The sequence below is a fragment of the Bradyrhizobium sp. STM 3809 genome (genome assembly GCF_000239795.1).
In the GTDB taxonomy this organism is placed as follows: Bacteria; Pseudomonadota; Alphaproteobacteria; order Rhizobiales; family Xanthobacteraceae; genus Bradyrhizobium.
Map to the genome: position 1 here is coordinate 1 of NZ_CAFJ01000468.1, position 20,380 is coordinate 20,380.

Here is a 20,380-nt window from a genome sequence, read left to right on the forward strand (position 1 = left end):
TCGACCATTTGTACGGCAGGGAAGAAACGTCCAAGTCCGTTCTCTGCTAGAAACGTATTCAATGGCGTTGGGAAATAACGGCAGGATGGTTGCAGCGTGCCGCTCTCGCCGACCAGGCGAACGCCAAGCACCCCGCAACGAGGGTGGCCATCCATATAGGAGATCGTCTTCGTCAGCGTGTCATCGGCAACGAAGGCGTCGGTATTGAGCAGCAGAACGTAGCGGCCGCGGATGCGTGGCAGCGCTTGGTTGTTGGCGCGTCCAAATCCGACATTGGTCGTATTGGCAATCAGCTCAATGGCCGGATAGTCGCTCTTGAGGACGGCGACGGAATTGTCCCGCGAGGCGTTGTCGACGACGATGGTCTGCATCGCGAGCGTTCGTCGCGCCGCGTACAGGGCGACAAAGACGCGTTCCAGAAGATGCTCGGTGTTGTAGTTGACGAGAACCACGGTGACGTCGCAATTGTCGGAATGAACGAAGTCAGCTTCGTTCCCGTCTGAATCGGCTTTCGTGGCGACGCTCACGGTTGACGCTCGCCCTCAGGTCGTTTGCTCTGGTTGAAGCCAAATGCCGTGGAACCGGCCTCAACGTCCTTGGTGATGACGGCATTCGCTCCGATGCGCGCATGGGAGTGGATGCTCACAGGTCCCAGGATCTTGGCTCCCGCACCGACGTCGACATGATCGCTGATCGTGGGAACGGCGCTGCCGCCTTCGATCGAGCCAATCGTAACCTGCTGAAACAAAAGGCAATTTACGCCGATCTGGGCGTCGGGGTGGATGACGATCCCGTTCGGGTGTGGAATCAGGAGGCCCCCTCCGATGTGGCTATTGAGGGGGATATCAGCCCCTGTAACGACGCTCCAGAAGCGATGGCGAAGAACCAGAACCTTGCAGCAGATGGTAGCGAAGGGTCCGCCGCGGCGCTGCCAATATTGATATCTGCGCACAGTGAGCAGCAATTTTCGACCGGGGTCCCAGAACCTCAGCGGTCGTTCTCGTGACCAGTCGGCAATGGCAGGTCTGTCTTGGCCGTCCAATTGGTTTGGCCCCCTGCACAGATCGTGAGACGATCCCACCAGCATCGCGCCTAAAATCTTTCAAGTTTCTGAGCGCGATACCGGCGGAGAAACACGTTTCCCCTTTCCGGGTCATGCTCTAAGAACAGCCGTTCTGCCTTAGCGGCTGGTCGAGTTTCCGACAAGCGGTGATCGGCCGTCGTGGAGGGATCGCGGCAAGCGCTGCCGATGATGTCTTGTTTCAATCCCGCCAGCGCGGGCATGCTTTGGACCGAACGATGAGTTGGATTTTCATTCCATTCGAGGTGCTGGCCATTGCCTTGGCGCTGTCCGTTCTCGTGTTGTTCGTCGAAATCCTGGCCGGCTGTTTGCACGAGAAGTGGCATGTGCCCGTAAGGGGAGAGCGCCCCCGCGTCGTGGTGCTCATTCCCGCTCACAATGAGGGTCTTGGCATCACGCCGACCATCAACGATATCCGTCCTCAGCTTCGACCGGGTGATCGCCTTCTTGTCATAGCCGATAATTGCAATGACGACACGGCAGAGGTCGCGCTCGCCAATGGCGCCGAGGTGATCCGCCGGAATGATACCCGCAACCGGGGCAAGGGGTTCGCGCTCGACTTTGGCCTGCGCGGCCTGGCGATGGAGGATCCAGATATCGTCATCGTCATCGATGCCGATTGCCGCGTCGACAGCCGTGCGATCGATGTGCTGGCCAGCGTTTGCGCCGCGACCCGGAGGCCAGTTCAGGCCCGGTATCTCATGTCAGCTCCAGCAGGAGCTACAGTCAATCATCAGATTGCCGAGTTCGCCTGGCGCATCAAGAACGACCTGCGGCCGCGGGGACTGCACGCATTCGGCCTTCCGTGCCAGCTGATGGGAAGCGGCATGGCATTTCCGCGCCGTGCCCTCGAAAGCGTCAAGGTTGCGTCCGGGCATTTGACGGAAGATCTCGAGCTCGGGCTCCTGCTGGCGTCGTCCGGTCAGGCGCCCCTGTTCTGTCCTGCCGCCCATGTCACAAGCGTGTTCCCATTGACCAAAGATGCTGCGCGGTCGCAGCGGCAGCGCTGGGAGCATGGTCATCTGGCGATCCTGATTAAGCGGGTCTGCCCAATGATAGGCAGAGCCCTTATCGAGCGTGATGTCGACCTCCTGGCTTTGAGTCTCGACGTCGCTGTGCCGCCGACCGTCCTCCTCATCCTTCTGACGATGGTGGTCACCATGGTCAATGGAACCGCTGCCGTACTTGGGGGCGGCTGGGTGGGCGTCTACGTGGGATGCGCAACGCTATTCGCCCTCGTGGCTGCGATCCTGATGGCCTGGAACGCGCGCGGTCGCGACCTCATCACCCGGAGCAGCCTTCGTGCGATTGGTCCCTATCTCGCAGCCAAAGCAGGGATATATGTCCGGGCCTTTGCGCGCGAAAAGGCGTGGGTCAGGACGACCCGAGGCGGAGGGCACGGGTGAGTTCTGCAGACCAGAATCTCACGAAGCCGAGCCCTTCGGGATCAAATTGGGCTTTTTAAGGGCGTGTTTGTGTTTGATTTTGCTTGACCGGCGGTGCTCGCTGTCGTTTTGTCGCAAGCATATTCAACTGATAGAAAGCAGTGGTTTGCAGGCCGAGCCCTCATCATCAGAACAGGACGGCTCCGTCTCATTGGACGATCTGGATCGCGAAGTTTACGGAATCCTGGGGATTCCGATTGACGCGGTCGGGCTCGAGGAGGTTGTGCGTCGCATCGGTTCCGCGCTCCGTAGCGATGAGCCATATCTGATCTCGACCCCGAATCTCAATTTTCTGGTGACAGCACAAACGGACGCGGCATTTCGGGAGTCGCTGCTGATGAGCGACCTGTGTCCGGTGGATGGCGTCCCGATCGTTTGGATATCCCGGCTGATGGGCATCCCGATCAAGGGGCGTGTTGCCGGCTCGGACATTTTTGACCGGCTGAAGTCTGGCCCACAAGGATCAGTGAAGGTCTTCTTGTTTGGCGGTCCCCAAGGAGTGGCGGAGACGGCCGGGCGTGTGCTGAACGGTCAGTCGAGCGCGGTTTCCTGTGTCGGATCTTTGTTTCCGGGATTCGGTTCCGTCGAGGAGATGAGTAGCGATGAGATCATCGAGGCGGTCAACGCCTCGGGAGCCCGTTTTCTCGTTGCCTCGCTGGGAGCGCAAAAAGGGCAGTCGTGGCTGCGGACCAACCACCATCGTTTGCGAATTCCCGTTCGCTCTCATTTGGGCGCCGCTATCAATTTTCAGGCTGGCCTTCTCAAGCGCGCCCCTCTGATTGTTCGAAAGTCCGGCTTCGAGTGGCTTTGGCGCATCAAGGAGGAGCCGTATCTCTGGCGTCGCTATCTGCACGACGGAAGCGTTCTGTTGCGTCTGATGTTGTCCCGTGCCTTGCCGCTTGCCTTGGCGCCCATGCTGCGGAGATTTGGGGCAAAGGAGCAGCGTAGGCTTTCGGTGTCCATGTGCCCGACCAGCGATCGCGCGCCGACCATATTGCTGGCCGGCGACGGTGTTGCGGAAACGGTCGGAGAAGCTGTGCCTTCGCTGCGCGAGGGGATCCGACAGGCCACAGAGCTGACAATCGATTTAGCCCAGCTGAAGTCGATCGACGCGCGTTTTCTGGGTCTGCTGCTGATGGTGCGGAAATCGATCCTGCAAAAAGGCGGCCGGCTGGTTTTTGCCAATAGCTCCCGGCGAATTCAGCGCGCCGTCAGGCTCCACGGCTTTGGTTTTCTACTGGACTCCGACGCGCACCATGCAGTAGCGAAGACCCGTGTTCTGCGGCGAGAGGACGACGAGCAAGTCGCATCGCCGGCCAATTTTCAGGTAAGTCGGTAACGTCGGTTTCCGCCAGAGGGTGTATTCTATGGTCCGCGTACTTGGCGCTCGGCGCGTCGGCTGCGTCGTCGTAGCCCTGCTCATGGCCATGCTGACCGGTTGCGGGTCGCCCGAGAAGCGGTCCCAGGACTATTATGAACGCGGCCTGGCGCTCGTCGAGAAAAACGACGATCTGAACGCGCGCGTGGCGCTCTCGACCTCCCTGAAGTTCAACAGCAATAGATTGGACGCGCTGCGGGCACTTGCTGCGATCGATGAGCGACTGAAGGATACCGGCGGCCTGTTTCAGGTGTTGCGGCGCATCGTCGAGCTTGATCCGAAAGACTTCGATGCCCGACTCCGATTGGCCAAAATCCTGTTCGCCAATAACGGCAATGACGCCGCTCTGAAGCTGCTGGATAGCGCGAGCCCCGAGGACAAGGGCCGCGCAGACTATCGTGCCCTCCGTGCAGCGATTTTGTTCAAGGCCGGGGATCCAGCCGGAGCGGTCAGGGAAGCAGAGCAGACGATCCGCCTCGAGCCGGGTAATTTTGACGCTTTGCTCGTGCTCGCCAGCGCGCAGGCTGCGCGTGGAGAGGCCGATGCTGCGTTGCAGTTGATCAATCAATTGCCCTCAGCATCGCAAGACGATCCGCGTGTTCTTGCCTTAAAGGTGGTGGTCTACGGCAGAAAGCGTGATCTCGGGCAAATCGAAATCACACTAAAAAAGTTGATCAACTTCAAGCCTGAATTTCGTGAGCAACTGGTCAACCTCTATGTCGAGGAGCGACGGCTCGACGAGGCAGAAAACGAACTCCGTTCCGCAGCGGCCGCCAGTCCGGCCGATGTCGCGACCAATCTCCGATTGACGCGATTCCTGTCCAGCTTCCGCAGCCCGACGGCCGCGCGGGAGCAATTGGAAAGTCGGATCAAGGCCGGAGGTGATGCCTTCCCCTACCAGATGGCTTTGGCAGATCTGGACTACGTACAAGGCAATCTGGATCAAGCAACCAGTGTGCTTGAATCCGTGATCAAGGCGGCTACCCCGGAGCGGGCGCTCTCGGCCAAGAACAGGCTGGCGCAGGTTTACGTCAGGCGCGGCAATACGGACATGGCCAACAAGCTTCTCTCTGAGGTGCTTGAGAAGGACCGCCGCAACACAGGTGCGCTCAAACTGCGCGCTGCAATGCGCCTGGATGCGGGGCAGGTGGATGGAGCCATCGCCGATTTGCGCGAGGCGCTCAACAACGAGCCCAAATCACCCGAATTGCTGTTGATGTTCGGCGCCGCCTTCGAGCGCAGCGGCAAGGCAGAGTTGGCTGCGCGCCAATATGCCGATGCGGCGAGGTTTTCCAACTTCGCGCCGCCATTCGTGCTTCCCTATGCGACATTCCTCCAAGGCTTGCCGGACCTCGCCCAGGCCGAAAACGTCTTGCTGGAGGCGATCGCCAGAAACCCGCGGAGCATGCCTCTCCTGCAGGCCCTGGCGCAGGTTCGGATTGCGCGCAAGAATTGGGCTGGGGCATTGGCTGTCGCGGACTTTATCCGTGGCGGCGAGGACAGTGCCGCCATCGCAGATCAGATCCGTGCTGCCGCGCTGGCGGGGCAGAACAAGCTAGAAGCCAGCGTCGCTTCGCTCGAAGCAGCGCACACCGCTGCTCCGGAGGCATTTCGTCCTGCAGCATTGCTCGTTGCCGCCTATTTGCGCTCTGGCCGACCCGAAAAAGCAGAGGTTCTGCTCACAGATATGCTGAAACGCCGCCCGGAGGATTCTGGCCTGCTCCTGCTGATGGGCCAGACGCAGTCGGCCAAGGGTAGAGCCGAGGAAGCCAAGACAATTTTCAAGCGGGTCATCACCCAAGAGCCGAAGAACGAGGCGGGCTATCGCTTGCTTGCTGAGGTGTTTGTCCAGGAGAAGAGCTTCAACGAGGCCGCCGGTGTCTTGAAGGACGGGCTCAAGGAGAATCCCAACAATCTGAATCTCAGGCTCAGCCAAGCTGGCTTGGCCGTGTCGCGCGGCGACAATGATGGGGCCATCTCCGGTTACGAAGCAGTCCTGAAAGACGACCCGAATGCGCTTCTCGCGGTCAATAATCTCGCAAGCCTCCTGTTGGACGAGAGGACCGACAAAGCGAGCATTGATCGCGGCATTCAATTGGCTGAGCGTCTCAAGAGCTCGGATCTGCCGCAGTTTCAGGACACCTATGCTTGGGCGCAGATCAAGCGCGGCAATACGGCGGAGGCAATTAAGCTTCTTGAAGGGCTCGTGGCGCGCGTGCCCAGCTTTTCGGCGGCACGCTTTCATCTGGCGCAGGGGTATCTAGCCCTTGGTCGTGGTGCTCAGGCCAACGAGCAGCTCAAGCTTGCCCTTGGAGCGGAGCCGGATGGAACGCCCCTCAAGGACAAGATTCGCGCGGCAATCAGGTGAGAATGCTCAATTATCCAGCGGGATAATGGTCGCGGTCTTGGCTACGGTCACCATCAGGCTGTTGGAGCTTGCCGCGCCGCCATTGTTCAGCGGAAGGCCCGTCAATGGATCAAGCAGAACGCTGCCTGTTGTCGCCGTTCGGTGAAGGTAACGGTAGGTCAACGAGGCATTCCAATCGCGAGCGAGTTGGTAGGCATATGAGACACTGCCGGAGACGAAATCGTTGGTCGCTCCGGACGAGGTCTGGCGAGAGATATCGCCAGCGACCGAAATGCTCGACCGCGCATTGATGGTCCGGGTCACGCCTGCACGAAGTGTTGTTCGCTTGGTCAGGGCGCCCGTGATGGCCGGCGACGTGGTCTGTGCCGCCAATACGTTCAGGGTCGTATTCTTGGTGATCCGGTAAATGGCATGTGCGTTGGCAACGAAGCCAACCGACGATCCTCCAGCCACGATCGGCCGCGCTGGGCTCCCGAGCGGGAACGCAGGCGTGCCGGCGTCGGCCGTTGCATAGACGGCACCAGCATTCATCCCGTATGAGAATACCGGAGAGAACGATGACTCGAAGCCCGCCGTGCTGGTCACGAGCACAATGTTCGAGCGCGGGGTGGAATCGTAATTCAGCCACTCTGCTTGAGAAGAGACCGAGACGGTCGTCAGCGGATCGATCCGATGACTCCAGCTCGCGGAGGCCGTAGAGTCTGTAAACTGCGTCCCGCTGCTGGCAGGGTCGTAGGCCGTTAACACTGAGCCAAGCGAGAATGAAACAGTGTCGAGGGCAGACAGGCTCCGCTGGATGCCGCCTCTCACGGCAGTCCGGTTGACATCGCCATGAACCGTGGTCGGCAGGCCGAGATCGCCGAGAACGGCCACGACCGCGCTCGAGCGTCGAAAACTGCCATCCAGGAAGTTCTTGTCGCCCGGCACCTTGCCCTGGGTTTCGTAGCGTGCGGTGACGCCGACCCAATCGGACTCGGTCTGCGTCGTCCCATTGGTGCCGCCCCAATACTTTCGATAGCCAACATCACTGTCGACGGTCAGGCGTGAAGTTGGAGTTACGGCAACCGCATTGGCGGTCACAGTGGTGTAGGAGCCGAAGGTGCCACCTGCCAGCATGTTGCGCATGAACAGGTTGTCATTGAACTCGACGGTTTCACTCATCGTTGAGCTCAACGACCAATCCCATGCCAGGGCAGGGCAGGGCAGGAGCCCGACGAAGGCCGCAACAACCGGCGTAATCCTTCTTATCCGCGCAAACTCGATCATGGCCTACTCCAAGAAGCCGCGTTCCGGCACAATGATCACGTCGCCGGCTTGGAGTGCGATATTGGCTTCAGGGTTCCCGCCACCCTCGTAGCTCTTGTAATCGAACGAGAAGATCTGTTCGCTGGCGCCGGTGCCGCGGCGGACCTGGATCCTTCGGCGTGCCGCAAACGGCCCCAGGCCGCCTGCGAGCGATAGTGCCTGCACCAGAGTCGTAGCCTGCCGAATTGTATAAGGCCCGGGACGGAGAACCTCGCCGGTGATGAAGATCTTGGGCTTCAGGTCATCTTCAGGAACATCCGGCTTGGCCGCGCTGGTGAGCGCAACTGTGACTTCTAACTCGCCCGCGTCCTTGTAATTGCGCTGCAGCCGGCTTTTCAGCACCCGTTCCAAGCGTTGGGGCGTTAATCCACTCACCTTGATGTGTCCCGCCAATGGGAAGGCGATTTGTCCGTTGGGGTCCACGACAACCGTACGGTCAAACTTCGGGTCCTGCAGCACGGTAATTGACAAAGTGTCGCCAGGCTTGAGCGTGACCGGAGGAACGTCGGAACTCTGGCCAAAGCTCGCGCTTGCCCAAACTAGCAGAATTCCGGCCCATACAATCAGTTTACGCATTTTCCGCTCAATCTGCCCGTGCAGACGCAAAGCAATTTTGTGTCAATTCCGCGCCCACTATGGATAGCGAGGTCCTATGGCGCAAGCCTGAACCGCTCTTCGTAACGGTGTTGTGGGTTCTCAATCGGTCAAGAAAACCTCTACTTTACTTGTACTTAGCGATTTTGGACGGTTTGTGTAGCGGCAAAATGCTGAACTGTTGCTTATCTGCAATAACATCCTCGACGACAGCTCCCGAGATGACGTCGATGCCGTTCGCATATCCATATACCAGCGCTGTATCGCACAGGATGTTGATGGTCCGCGGCACCCCTCCGCTGGCTTCCGCGATCTTTGCCGCAGCGTCGAGGGTAAACATGATGCGGTCCGAGCCTGCCTCCGTCACTCTGAACGCAATATAATTGGCGACCTCGCTCGGGCTCAGCGGCTGAAGATGAAAGTCAGACGAAATCCGCTGTGCGAACTGATGCAATTGTGGATTGAGCAGAAGATCTCGCAATTGGGGCTGTCCGACGATGATCAGATGCAGGATCTGATGCTTGTCGGCGTTGATGTTGGAAAGCATCCGCAGGTGTTCGAGCGCGTCCAGTCCGAGATTTTGGGCCTCGTCGATGATCAGGATCGCGCGGCGCCGAGCGGTATACTGCCGATACAGAAACTCCTGCAGTCTTTTGAATAGTGTTGGATAGTCGCCATCGAAGGGTTGCCCAAACGACATCAGGATCCATTGGAGCAGTTCGTGTCGTCCCTGCGGCGAAGTGGAGATCAAGCCCATGGTCACGTTGGTGCTGAGCTTCTTGAGCAGGTGGCGAAGCAGGGTTGTCTTGCCGCACCCGATCCCCCCGGTGATGACCGTGAACCCGGCGTTGTTCGTCACCCCGAACTCGAGCATGGTATAGGCCATGCGATGCATGTTGCCCCAGTAGATCAGGTCGGGGTCGGGTAGGATCGTAAAGGGCTTCTCGCGAAACCCATAATACGCCTCGTACATCGCTGTTCCTTGAAAGGCTGCGCCGTCTCAGATCATCCCTCTTCGCCAGCCTTGGCGCCAAGTGATCTTGCGGTGATACAGCTTAACAAACTTATTGTGGTTCGGCAGCGCAATGGTCTAAATGTCATCCACTTTTCCATATAAAAATGGTACGCTATTTGCAACTGTGACACCCACCCGTAGGCCTGATTCGATTGCCGATGCTCCAGAAGGTTAACTACGAGGATGACGCCGAGACGGGAGACGATCGCCAGAGCAATCTTCTCAGGCCGGCGTTCTATTGGGAGATTTTCAAGCGCCGGTCCTTGTATCTTCTGCTGCCGCTGATCGTGATCGTTTCTGCCGGTGCGGGTGTCGCATGGATCTGGCCTCCAACCTATCTCTCGGAAGGCAAGATCCTGGTCCAATCCCAGCTGATCCCGACCGAGCTCGTACGGCCGACCGTAACCAGTGCTGCTCAAGAACGTATTCAGGTGATCGAGCAGCGTCTGATGACGCGCGATAATTTGATTGCGATCGTCGACAAGTTCCAACTGTTCCAGGCGCAACGAAACTTGATGTCGCCGACCCAGCTCGTCGACCTCATGAAGGCCAAGACTTCGATCAACATCATCAACCAGAGCCTTTCTTTTTCTCGCCGTACCGAAAATCCGACGATTGTTTTCACCGTTGGATATGAGGATTCGAACCCGAGCCTCGCCGCAAGCGTCGCTAACGAGCTTGTGACTCGGATCCTGAATGAGGACATTCGCGATCGCACGAGCCGCGCGTCCGACACCACCAAGTTCCTTGGCCGCGAGGTTGAGCGTCTCCAGGCCGAGAGCGCTGCTCTCGAGGCAAAAATCGCCCAGGCAAAGGAAAGTCAGGTCGTCACCAGCGCGGGCGCAACCGATCCCGTGGCTCAAATGAAAGCCGAGTATGCGCAAAAAAGCGCAATCTATTCGGACAAGCATCCGTTGATGAAGGCCCTTAAACGTCAGATTGAAGCTGCCGAAAAGGCGGCTGCTCCAGCAATCTCCAACGGCGGGACCCTGGACGCGCTGCAGTCGCAGCGCGAGGCGATCCAGAAGAACCTGGAAAATGCCAGTGCCAAATTCGCCACGGCTCAACTGGGCGAGGCGCTGGAGAAAAATCAGCAGTCGGAGAAATTCGAAGTCCTGGAACAGCCTGCGGTTCCCCAGGAGCCGATCAGGCCCAATCGCCGTAAGATCCTTGGTCTCAGCCTGTTGCTTGGCTTGGGGGTCGGGGGCGGCTTGACCCTGCTCCTCGAGATGTTGGACAAGACGATCCGCCGTACGGCCGACGTCTATGACCTGTTTGATAGCCACTTCGTCGTGGCGCTCCCCTACATTGTGACCAGAAATGAAGAGCGACGCGGTAGGCTGCGCACGCGCGCTTTGATCGCTGCAGGCGGGGGGCTCGTGGTTGTGATTGCCGTACTCGCTTTTGTGCTGTTGCCATGGGACCTGATCATTGCCAAGGCGCGCGTCGGCTTGTTTCGGTAACGGAGAAGAGATTTGGATCCGATAAGGCAGGCGCTCGAGCGAGCCAGGTCGGCGCGTCTGAGTTCGAAGGATGCTTCGCTCGATCCATTCACGCCCGAGGTTTCGACGGGCGCCGACGTCGCTTACCGCGACGTGAGGCTGAATGCTGCGCATCTGGAGTCCAAGCGCATTGTCGCCCACGATCCGATGCTGGAAGGCGGTCGCTACTACGATATGCTGAGAACCCAGGTGCTGCAGGCGATGGATGACCAGGGCTGGCAGATCCTGGCGATTACCTCGCCCACCGCGGGCTGCGGCAAGACAGTGACCGCATGCAATCTGGCGATGAGCATCGCGCGTCTGCCAGAACGATCTGTACTGCTCATCGACCTGGACATGATGAAGCCGAAGGTTGCTGAATACCTTGGCATTGAAGCAAAGAACGGAATTCTAAGCTTGCTGCAGGTGCGGGCCGGCTTCGGCAGCACAATCGTGCGGACCTCCATCCAGGACCACAAAATGCTTGTTCTGCCAGGGGAGATTTGCAGGTCCGGTTCGGCCGAATGGATGGCATCGCAGGCCATGACTGCCTTCATGGAGACGTTGAAGAGAGATTTCAGGTCTCACGTGATTATCCTCGACCTGCCTCCCGTGCTGATTGGGGACGACGTGCTCGCAATTTTGCCCTGGCTTGAGTCGATTCTGCTGGTCACCGCCGTGGGCACGTCGACGCTCCCGGACATCAAGGAATGTTACAAGCACCTGAAGTCCGCGCCGATCGTCCGCGTCCTGGTCAACAAGGTCTCGGAACGCGCCGAAGGCTACTACGGCTACGGCTATCACTACGGTTCAAAATGAGGTGCTCGGCGGCTAACGATGTGCATGCCCGAGGCCCGTCGGGAGGAATGCGGCGATCCTGGCTGCCGGGACGAAGTACTTCGCGATGTCGAATAAGACGGGCTGCTGACCGCTGCCCTTCGCCGGCGGGATGACCTGCGAGATTTTACGGCTCATGATGCCGAGGAGACACTGGGCTTCGGCGTCAAAGACGCCGGACCCCGAATTGCCGGTGCTCGCGACGTCCCTGACGAGCGTTTCGAATTTGCGCGCGTCCGGCGGGACCCAAATCGGCGAGAGAATTTCGGTTGCGACGACTTGCTCGGGGCTAATGCTCAAGACGCGGTCGCCGGGTCTCGGTGGTGCTTCGCATAGCGCAATGTGCAGGGTTTGAAACTCGCGGGGAAGGCCGTGTTCGTCAATTGAAAGCAACGTCAGGTCAGAAGAATCGAACGGTTCCTGCTTGACCACTTTGGCCGGGAGTTGCGTGCCTGCAATCCAGACTAACGGAGCAGGTTGCCACCTGTCGCCGAGCACATGCGACGCTGTCAGAACCAAGCCTTCTCCGAGATAGATGCCGCTACCCAGCCTAACCTTCTGAGGTGAACTGATGACCACCGCGAGGGAAGACAAGGAGTTCGGCTGATCGGTCGCCTTGGCGGCGGGGCAACCCAGGCTGAATGACAATGAAAGACACCACCCCAAACATCTTACCCGGCGGAACGTCCCTGGGGTCATGGCCCGGCCTCAGGGTGCTCCGACGAAGAACTTTTCGTTGTTGGGCCCGATCGCGGTGATGAGATCCTGAATGAATCTCGCCTGCAGCCGGTAAGCAGCATCCTCGGAGATCCCAACGGTGGATACACGAAACAGCGCCCCGTCCGGGATGAGTCCCCTCAAGCCATATTTCATGCGCACAAGCTGCCGGTCGAAAACCCCGGTGACAACGTCATTGCCAATCCGAATCCAATAGGTCACCGGCTCGAAGCGACCCTCTTTGGTCGCGGTGACGCGGCTGAGCGGCAGGGGATTGGCCTCGGCACGATACGAAACAGAGCTAAGCCTCTTCTCAGTGACACGAAACCCCGCCGCGCCGTAACAGACTTCGGGAAGGTGCGCCTTCAGGCGATAGTCCTGCACCGGCCCATAGGCCACCAGCAGCATGACAATGTTGCCGGCGCGGTCCATATAGCCGCGCCCGACTTCCTGGCTATAAATCTTGACAGAGGCGTCCTCGACGAAACCGCTCGGATCAGGCGTCACCAAGCCGACATTTGGGACCAGCGTCCACTCCCCAAACTTGGTCGGAATGACCTTTTCGAGATTGGGCACGGTCGAGGCATTGGCCATCAGTTCTCGCGGCCGCAGCGTCTCCGCCAGCAGCGCCGAACCGAGAATCGCTAGTGCTGCAAGGATAGCTTGAACCGGATTGACTTTCATCGCGGAGCCTCGGATACGAACCCGCAGGCCGGACAGCCGGACTGCCGCCGAATATCACCATAGGAGGCCAATTTTCTCAAGCTCGGCCAAGGCCCTCGACGCAAGCCGGAGATGACGGTACCAGCGTTTCCTGTGCATGTAACGGTCTCTTCGCCGGAGGGATATGGCAGAGCCACCGGCACGGCATTCCGATCTTGGATCAATGGCATTCTTCGTTTTGGAGCTATTTGATGAGTGCATTTAGGCTCAACCGTCCGTGTCGCAATGTTGCATTGATCGTCCTATGCAGTGCCGTTTTGATCGCGTGCAGCAGGAAGGTCGAGGAGAAGACAGAAGCCGCCAGGAGCCAAATCGTGGCCCGCCTTGGCGAGGACGTCGTGACCACGCAAGAGCTCGACAATGAGTTCCGCATCGCCCAAGTCCCGACGGACAAGCGCAAGGATCCCGCAATCGTAAGGCAAGTGCTGGGAGAGCTGGTCTCGCGTAAATATCTGGTGCGCCAGGCTTTGGACGCAAAGCTCGACCGCGAGCCGACCGTTCTGCTGGATCTGCTCCGGGCGAGGGAGACCGTTCTCGCCAAGGCCGCTGCTTCGCGAGACGTCGCCAAAAAGAGCTCTGCGATCGTCGGAAGCGATGTTGAGCTCTACATCAAGAACAATCCCATGAAGTTTGCCAATCGTCAGGTGGCCAGGATTGAGCAGATCGTGGTGCCGACAAATGCCGCCTCGCAGGAGGTGTTCGACGCCACGCGTGAGATGAAGTCGCTCGATGAGGTGGCGCAGAAGCTCGCAGCGCTTGGTATCGCGCATTCCCGCTCGACTGGGACCTTGAGCAGCGCGGATGTTCCTGCGGATGTCTTCGACCGTATTCGCACTCGGCAGGCCGACGATGTTTTCCTGCTGAAAGGCCAGCCCAACAGCTTGTTCTTCATGGTCAATTCTGTCGAGACGCGGCCCTTGGAAGGAGAGGCCGCAGCTCGCCAGGCGCGGCAGGCCATGCAGCTTGACCTGGCGAGGTCGGAGGCAAGTCTTGCGTCCGTAGAGGCTGTGCTGGCGGCCAAGTACGAGGGGGAATACGCTGATATCATGAAGATGCAGGCGCCCCAGTGAGCTGAATCTTTTTCCGAGCCTGGTGAAGATCCGGGGCTCGCCGCGCATTCCGGTCGTGGTCACCATGCAAGAGCCGTTCGATATCCTGACTGTGTTCTGCTTCCTGACGATGGCGGTCGCGTTCTTCGTCTGGTCCGATCGGGAGTCTCGTACCGTGCTCCGCTTGGCGCTGAGCGCCATTGCTTTCGCAGTTGCGAACCAGCTGGGCAACAATGGCTGGCCACTGCTTGCGCTTGTGCTGACGGGGGCCGGCGCGGCCCACGCGTTTCTCACGCTTCGCTCCCGCTAGGGGGCAAAAGGTCGCGAAGCGTTGAAATCTGCGCCTCGTGGTGCCATTGCGCAGTGTTTTGCCCAATGGTACGGCTTAATGCTTGTTGCAACAAATTTTTGGCGTGATGACTTCCTTTGAAACGAGTGCGGAGTGCTGGGCACCGGCGTCGCGACGCTGGTTTTGGCCTGCGGTGGTCGCCGTCGCGTTTACGATAGCCTATGCGCCCACTTTCATCACCCTTGCTCAAGGGCCTTGGCGCACGGAGCAGGAGGGGCACGGTCCTTTGATCATTGCCGCTTCTGCGTGGCTCGCTTGGCGCTCGCGCGCATTGATCCGGGGTGTTGAGCTTCGTCCAGCGCCGCTGCCAGGCTGGACGTGTCTCCTGTCGGGACTTTGTCTCCTGGTCTTGGCGCGAAATCAGGACGTCTGGTTTCTCGAAGTGCTCTCCGAGATCCCGGTCATCGCTGGTACAGTGTTATTGTTGGCGGGCTGGCGACTGCTCCGGATCCTGGCCTTCCCGATCGGCTTCCTGATCTTCTCGGCACCTGCGCCGGGTTGGATGGTGGATGCCGCGACGATCCCGCTGAAGGTCTTCATCTCGGACTCGGTCACTCAGCTGCTTTACACCGCCGGCTATCCGATCGCCCAGAACGGCGTAGTCATCCTGATCGGCCCCTATCAGCTGCTCGTCCAAGACGCCTGCTCGGGTCTGAATTCAATCTTCGTGCTGTCGGCTCTGGGAGTTTTCTACGTCTACGCTTTCCGTTGGGATGAGAAGATCAGAGCGTTTGCTCTCCTGCTGCTGATCATACCGATCACCGTGTTCGCCAATTTCATGCGTGTGACCTCACTGGTCCTGATCGCCTATTACGGTGGTGTTGATAGGATGGAGGGGCCGCTGCACGATCTGACTGGAGTTTTGCTCTTCGTCGTCGCAGTGGTCTTGATGTTCCTCTCCGACGCCGGACTCAGCGTTTTGCTCAGAATATTCCGCGGCAAACGAGCATGACGCAGTGGCACGCTTTGCTTGATGCTAGCGTGTCATGACCTGACTGGCGGCCTGCCGATAGACCTCTAGGATCCGGTCGATCTTTCGCTCCCAATCGAACTGCGCCCGTGCGCGTTCGTAACCTGCTTGACCAAGCCGCTCCCGCAGCGGAGCTGACAGCGCAATTTCGCGCATGGCTGTGGCGAATCCGGCGATCAATGCTTCGCGCGACTCCGGCTTGACTAATACACCGCAATTGGAATCGAGATAGTCGACCGGTCCTCCCCAGCCTGTCGCGATCACGGGCAAGCCCATGGCCATCGCCTCTAGAACCACCGCCCCGCCACATTCGAACAGGCTGGGCAGGACCAGCGCTGCCGATGCGCGCATTCGGGCTGCGCAGGCTTCCTGCGACAACCAGCCGGAAAACATGACTTGCGATGCGACTCCCTTGCGTCCGGCGAGTGCCTCCCACTCTTTGCGCATCGGACCGTCTCCGACGATCTCGAGATGAAGCGAGCAGCTTTCCGAGATCCTTGCGAGGGCTTCGATGACGATGTCGACAGCCTTCCAGTCCACCAATCGGCCGACGAAGATGAACTTGATGTTTTTAGTCTTGCGCTGGTTCTCGCGACGCCAGATCGAGAAGTCGACCCCATTCTCGACGAGATTTGCGATCGTGCCCGAGACGCCGCCGGGCAAAGCATGGCGGGTGCGCTCGTTTGCGACCAGAACCACGTCCGCACGCAGCTTGCCGGGAAAGATGGACTGAGCGATTCCGGCAAGTGAGCGGCCGAGTCGAAGCGCAGTTCGCGAGAGGATATCCTGCTCCCGCCGAAAAGCCTCCGGATACTCCATGCCGCCATTGAGAGGACCGACAACGACGGCGGTCTCTAGACCGTACATCAAGGAGGGCGTCTTGGGTGAAACCGGGATCGGCTCATGAACGACGTCCACTCGTCCCTGTTTCATGAGGTCGATGATCAATCGGCGCTGTGCCCATTGTGTGCTGAGATGGATAGCTAGGCCGCAGGTGATGTCCGCCACACGACGCGGGAGGTAGCGGCTTAGCCAGATCAGGCCGCGGTGAAACGCCGTATCCCTCGCAAAATGAAGCCGCTCGGAATGCTGGCTGAACTCCTGATAAAGTTCATCGCGATTGCGGGCGTGCGCGACGAGATGGACATCTTCTCCACGGGCCAGCAGCAGCCTGAAATAGTTGAACGGAATGAAGGCTTCGCCGCCGAAGCGACGAGATGCATTGCTTGCGACGATGACGATGCGCATGTTCTGAACTTTTGGGTGAGTTGACCGGCTTCAGGCTGAGGGGATCCCCGTCCTCTATGATCAGGTCGCTTCGGTCGCGAGCGTTTTAGACCGTGGCTCGCGCTATTGCCACCCCGCAATAATCTGTTTGGCCTCCTGCGCTAGACTGGGGGCGTTCGCATCAACCTCAGCCTGAACCTGTCTCAGATCATCGTCACGATAGAAGAAATCTGAGCAACGGGAATTATAGTCGACCACAAGCAGGTTGAGATGCCGAGCCTGCTCCGGAGTTTTAATCGATTGCTTGATGAACCTCAGGCGTTCCTTCTGAAAATGACAATAGCGGACCGCGGGCACGTCCAGGCGCTGTCCAGTTCCAACGGGAGGGATCGTCTGTGCTAGTGCCAAGGGAGGAGCATCGTCGGCTGCTGTTGCGGGCATTGCAACACTCTTAGATGAGCTGCGGAACCAATTTAGACTGAGATTGATCGCGATGCCGCCGAGCGTGATTGCAATAAGGCCGCCAATGCCGAGCATCAACAACCTCCATAGCCGGCGCTTCAGATTCCCCCGAGAGACTGCCTTTCGCTTCGACGTCATCCGTCGCAATCCACTGAACAGACTAGGCCTGGGGGACGGTGGCGTCGGCGTCGCGACGGGCTTATGGTTGTTCTCGTGAGGCGCTGCTCCGACGAAGGATTGCATGAATTGAAGGCTGTTCCGCATTTCCCTCATTAGCGTGGGCGGGGGGGCATTGGCCTCACCGTAGACGATCAAGCCGGAAATGAGCGCAATAACAGCTTTTCCCGCGCCGGGTGCGTTGCTCAGCCGCAAGGTGAACTGATGGATCTGCTTCCAGGCCAGCTCACGCGAAGTCGTATCCGCGGTCTTAGACGCCTGGGTGAACGCAAGCCAGAGGACTCTCGCCTGGCCCACAGACTGCTCGCCGAAACCTGAGCTTTCAAGCGCATTAATGATTGCTGGCGAGTCCGCTTTCGCGCCTTCGATGGCTGAATTCAGCTCCTCGAGCTGCGCCGCCAGGGTCAGTCTGGACAGCAACCGGGCGTCTGCGCTCAGTTGGTCCATCGTCGTCGGGACGGCTGCGAAGATCTCCCGGGTCGCATCGCTAATGGCTAATGCGGCTTTGGCCGCGCCGGTTTGTGCCAACTCTTCGAGTAGATCGCGAATCGTCCCGAGCGGCGTATCGAGATCCCCGTCAGGTCTATATGTGAGCTGACGAGCCAGCACGGGTCGGCAAAGTGAGGTCCACAAATGAACGGAATCTCGGAGACGCTCGTGGAGCGCCCGATGGTTTGGCTGCTCCCGCAGCAACGCGCAAACCTGCTCGATGAATCCCTTAGCCTCCAGTCGTGGTTGGTCGATAGCTGCCTCGTACTTGTCCAACAGGAGATCGAGGCGGCTCCAGCAGTCGCTAGCTCCCGTGGAGAGGATATGGATCGTGCAGTCCAGCACAGCCGGAATTGCTTCCCAGACGGTTGGGTAGCCTCGCAGAGCTGCCGTCAATTGCACGTCGCAGGCACGGGAGATTCCATCACTCACGCTGACGAGGGACGGTGGCGGAAGCTCCGCACTCTGACGAGCGGCCTTGATCGCTGCATAGACCTCGTTTGTATCGATGGCAGCTTGAGCGGAGATCAGATCGATGAGCAATTCGCCCGGTGCAGGACGTCGATTTGCAACATGCGCTAAAAAGTTCGCACGATCGAGTGGCGAAAGCCGCTGCACAAACGACAACGCTTCCTTCGTCGAAACCCCATTGTCGAGGGCGAGATAAAAGGCTTCCACATCGCCGGGCGAGCAGGCCAGCGGATATGTCAATTCGTGAAACAATCGGGTCTTGAGGTCGGAAAGGGCTTGATGCGCGGTTAGGAGTTCCTGTGGCACGGCCGCACTTGCCTCCCGGATAACCTGAACAGCATCTTCCATGGCACGCTTCGTAGCCGACGGCGTAATGCGCAGGAATCGAAACGGTTGGCCGAGAAGATCAAAATCGCTGGCAGTGCGTGCGGGATCCACGACCATGGCGTCAGAAAAAACTCAACAAGAAGGAGCTCGAAACAATAGGACCGTACCTTGACATAAAATACGTGGAAAAACCTCGCTGGAATTTACAGTTTGTCTTTGCCGTTTGACCTAAAATAATACCGCTCCCATGCATTCAGCCGCGGAGCAAATTAGCCTGGGGGCGTCGCGTCCCGAGACTTCGTAAGGTTGAATCTTCAATGGAATCAACAACGATTCCGTGTGGGCGGCAAAAAAAACTTCAACAAAGTGGGCCGTCAGATTCTTGATCCGAACCGTTGAAATATGTTGCTCCACAAGCACAGCGATCAGTTCGTGTCGTCCCGATGGCGAGATCGCGGCTATCTGACCTTGCTTTCGCGGCGCCGAAGCGATAATCAAGATACACCGCGTTAAGAATTCATTTATCCTAATCTAGATGGGGGTCGCGTAATGCGAAAATCATTGGCTTTGCTGGCATTGACCGCCGCATGCATTGCTTCCGTCCCGGCCAAGGCCGCCGTTACGCTGGATCTGCTGAACTTCGGCACCAATGTACCCGCGGTAGTGCCTGGTCAGGTTCTCGAAACGTTCGATAGCCGTTCCGCCGGAAGCTTCGCTGATTTTACCAATGGTGCCCTGACCTTCTCGTCCAAGGGGGCGAAGGTCGAGAACGGTAGTGTCGCCGGTCAGTACGCTGCCCCTTTCATGGCAGGCGGGGCTGATAAGACGAATTATCTGAGCGTCTTCGGTAATACGACGGAGACAATCAAGATCAACAATGGCACCGTCGGAAACTACTTCGGCCTCTACATTGGATCGCTGGATACCTACAACTCGATCTCGTTCTACAAGAACAACGCCCTCATCCAGACGTTCGGCGGGAACGATATCACGGGTCTCATCGCATCGTTGCCCGCCAACTTGACCTCCGCGCAGTCGAATCGCTACGTCGAGTTCAAGTTTGATCTGGCGTCCTACTTCGACACTGTTGTCTTGGGCAGTGGAGCCCAGAACTCGTTCGAAGTCGATAATATCGCAGTGAACTTCGCCACTCTGACCCAGGGTGTGCCCGAGGCCTCTACTTGGATGATGATGATTATCGGCTTCATGAGTGTCGGTTTCATCGGTTATCGCCGTCGCAATGGTGGTCCGGCCTTCCGTCTCGTTTAAGCAAGACCGATACCACGACATACAAAAAGGCTGCCCATTTTGGGCAGCCTTTTTTGCTGAAGCCTATTGTCGAGTTTTGAGCTGATGAGTACGTGAGCAGCGGCTCTTTTGTCGCCTGGCAAGCGGTGGCGAGTGCTCCGACGTCTCACAGCTTCCGGCCCCTTGAAGATTATTCGGCAATTTGCTTGAGCAGCGCCCCCGCGGCGCAATGGACGTCTTCATCAAGCATGGGGTCGGAAATTGCGAATTCCGGACTTCGGCCACGAATCCTGTCGATGAAACGAAGCCGCTTCGTCCGGGACCGGTGCACGAAACAAATTACTCCGATGATGTGAGTGCCCCTCGGATCGGATCCGCCATGGCGTTCAGGACAGCTGTGGCTTGGTCATGGCTCTGGCCGCAGCGTGAGCGGCGCCAATGTCGCGTCAGCCATCGGTGGTAACTGCGCGTCGGCTGATGCCGATGGATGTCTGGCGGCGCGTCCATCGCGCGCCGTAGCAGCATAGTAAAATGCGGCGAGGAAGATCATCGGTGCCATATAGAACTGAGCTATGAAAAGTTCGACTTCTGCAAACGTCCGGAAGACCGCTAACGCTACATAGCCGGCAAAGAAGCAGCTTTCCGGTTTGGGATCCTCCAAGACCCA

19 protein-coding genes are annotated in these 20,380 nt (G+C 58.6%); 9 read left to right on the top strand and 10 right to left on the bottom strand.

Annotation, left to right across the window (positions count from 1 at the left end; translation table 11 throughout):
- On the bottom strand, positions 1 to 527 hold a 527-nt coding region (locus BRAS3809_RS21510), incomplete at its 3' end, for a glycosyltransferase (protein WP_139017403.1).
- The gene (locus BRAS3809_RS37710; RefSeq protein WP_083839142.1) at positions 524 to 1,087 is read right to left on the bottom strand and encodes a serine acetyltransferase; all 564 of its coding nucleotides are present in this window, start codon (positions 1,085 to 1,087) and stop codon (positions 524 to 526) included. The genes BRAS3809_RS21510 and BRAS3809_RS37710, both read right to left, overlap by 4 nt.
- A 212-nt stretch (positions 1,088 to 1,299) precedes the next feature.
- On the opposite strand from BRAS3809_RS37710, the gene BRAS3809_RS21520 reads away from it, so the two are divergent.
- The 3 genes from BRAS3809_RS21520 (at position 1,300) to BRAS3809_RS21530 (ending at position 6,272) form a co-directional block, all read left to right on the top strand.
- Positions 1,300 to 2,487 carry a glycosyltransferase family 2 protein gene (locus BRAS3809_RS21520; RefSeq protein ID WP_008964141.1) on the top strand — a complete coding sequence of 396 codons (1,188 nt, stop codon included), beginning with the start codon at positions 1,300 to 1,302 and terminating at the stop codon, positions 2,485 to 2,487.
- A 73-nt stretch (positions 2,488 to 2,560) separates the two neighbouring features.
- The gene (locus tag BRAS3809_RS21525) at positions 2,561 to 3,865 is read left to right on the top strand and encodes a WecB/TagA/CpsF family glycosyltransferase (protein ID WP_240535734.1); all 1,305 of its coding nucleotides are present in this window, start codon (positions 2,561 to 2,563) and stop codon (positions 3,863 to 3,865) included.
- Positions 3,866 to 3,947: 82 nt separating this feature from the next.
- Positions 3,948 to 6,272 (top strand): tetratricopeptide repeat protein, encoded by a 2,325-nt coding sequence (locus BRAS3809_RS21530; protein WP_240535735.1) that lies wholly within the window; start codon positions 3,948 to 3,950, stop codon positions 6,270 to 6,272.
- A gap of 6 nt (positions 6,273 to 6,278) precedes the next feature.
- Here the strand turns inward: BRAS3809_RS21530 and BRAS3809_RS21535 are convergent, their stop codons facing one another.
- From BRAS3809_RS21535 to BRAS3809_RS21545, 3 genes are all read right to left on the bottom strand, one after another.
- Positions 6,279 to 7,538, bottom strand: coding sequence for a porin family protein (locus BRAS3809_RS21535; RefSeq protein ID WP_240535736.1), 1,260 nt, complete (start codon positions 7,536 to 7,538; stop codon positions 6,279 to 6,281).
- A gap of 3 nt (positions 7,539 to 7,541) precedes the next feature.
- Positions 7,542 to 8,153, bottom strand: coding sequence for a polysaccharide biosynthesis/export family protein (locus BRAS3809_RS21540; protein ID WP_052523465.1), 612 nt, complete (start codon positions 8,151 to 8,153; stop codon positions 7,542 to 7,544).
- A gap of 145 nt (positions 8,154 to 8,298) precedes the next feature.
- Entirely contained in the window at positions 8,299 to 9,144 is an 846-nt protein-coding gene (locus BRAS3809_RS21545) for an ExeA family protein (protein WP_008964146.1), read from the bottom strand.
- A 200-nt stretch (positions 9,145 to 9,344) separates the two neighbouring features.
- Here BRAS3809_RS21545 and BRAS3809_RS21550 point away from each other — a divergent pair, with 200 nt between their 5' ends.
- Complete coding sequence (locus BRAS3809_RS21550; protein ID WP_008964147.1) at positions 9,345 to 10,649, top strand: GumC domain-containing protein; 1,305 nt, start codon at positions 9,345 to 9,347, stop codon at positions 10,647 to 10,649.
- Positions 10,650 to 10,661: 12 nt separating this feature from the next.
- Positions 10,662 to 11,486, top strand: a complete 825-nt coding sequence (locus BRAS3809_RS21555) for a CpsD/CapB family tyrosine-protein kinase (protein WP_008964148.1) — start codon at positions 10,662 to 10,664, stop codon at positions 11,484 to 11,486.
- A 12-nt stretch (positions 11,487 to 11,498) separates the two neighbouring features.
- Here BRAS3809_RS21555 and BRAS3809_RS21560 read toward each other — a convergent pair whose 3' ends face one another.
- Together BRAS3809_RS21560 and epsI are read right to left on the bottom strand one after the other, a co-directional pair.
- Positions 11,499 to 12,152: a S1 family peptidase gene (locus BRAS3809_RS21560; RefSeq protein WP_240535737.1), complete on the bottom strand. Its 654-nt coding sequence runs from the start codon at positions 12,150 to 12,152 to the stop codon at positions 11,499 to 11,501.
- Positions 12,153 to 12,212: 60 nt separating this feature from the next.
- Positions 12,213 to 12,905 (bottom strand): exosortase-associated protein EpsI, V-type, encoded by a 693-nt coding sequence (gene epsI, locus BRAS3809_RS21565; protein WP_008964150.1) that lies wholly within the window; start codon positions 12,903 to 12,905, stop codon positions 12,213 to 12,215.
- Positions 12,906 to 13,258: 353 nt separating this feature from the next.
- Between epsI and BRAS3809_RS21570 the strand changes: the two genes are divergently transcribed.
- The 3 genes from BRAS3809_RS21570 to xrt all read left to right on the top strand — a co-directional run bounded on the left by BRAS3809_RS21570 (position 13,259) and on the right by xrt (position 15,294).
- Complete coding sequence (locus BRAS3809_RS21570; protein WP_008964151.1) at positions 13,259 to 14,014, top strand: hypothetical protein; 756 nt, start codon at positions 13,259 to 13,261, stop codon at positions 14,012 to 14,014.
- Between the two features lie 22 nt (positions 14,015 to 14,036).
- A complete protein-coding gene (locus BRAS3809_RS21575) occupies positions 14,037 to 14,303 on the top strand; it encodes an XrtV sorting system accessory protein (protein ID WP_008964152.1) in 267 nt (88 codons plus the stop codon).
- Positions 14,304 to 14,385: 82 nt separating this feature from the next.
- The gene (xrt, locus tag BRAS3809_RS21580; RefSeq protein ID WP_083839143.1) at positions 14,386 to 15,294 is read left to right on the top strand and encodes an exosortase; all 909 of its coding nucleotides are present in this window, start codon (positions 14,386 to 14,388) and stop codon (positions 15,292 to 15,294) included.
- A 24-nt stretch (positions 15,295 to 15,318) separates the two neighbouring features.
- Here xrt and BRAS3809_RS21585 read toward each other — a convergent pair whose 3' ends face one another.
- Entirely contained in the window at positions 15,319 to 16,560 is a 1,242-nt protein-coding gene (locus BRAS3809_RS21585) for a glycosyltransferase family 4 protein (protein ID WP_008964154.1), read from the bottom strand.
- Positions 16,561 to 16,662: 102 nt separating this feature from the next.
- Positions 16,663 to 18,582 (bottom strand): hypothetical protein, encoded by a 1,920-nt coding sequence (locus BRAS3809_RS21590; protein ID WP_008964155.1) that lies wholly within the window; start codon positions 18,580 to 18,582, stop codon positions 16,663 to 16,665.
- A 432-nt stretch (positions 18,583 to 19,014) separates the two neighbouring features.
- Between BRAS3809_RS21590 and BRAS3809_RS21595 the strand changes: the two genes are divergently transcribed.
- Positions 19,015 to 19,734: a PEP-CTERM domain protein gene (locus BRAS3809_RS21595; protein WP_008964157.1), complete on the top strand. Its 720-nt coding sequence runs from the start codon at positions 19,015 to 19,017 to the stop codon at positions 19,732 to 19,734.
- 385 nt (positions 19,735 to 20,119) lie between these two features.
- On the opposite strand, the gene BRAS3809_RS37110 is transcribed toward BRAS3809_RS21595, so the two are convergent.
- A partial coding sequence (locus BRAS3809_RS37110; RefSeq protein ID WP_210161109.1) for a hypothetical protein occupies positions 20,120 to 20,380 on the bottom strand: 261 nt, incomplete at its 5' end.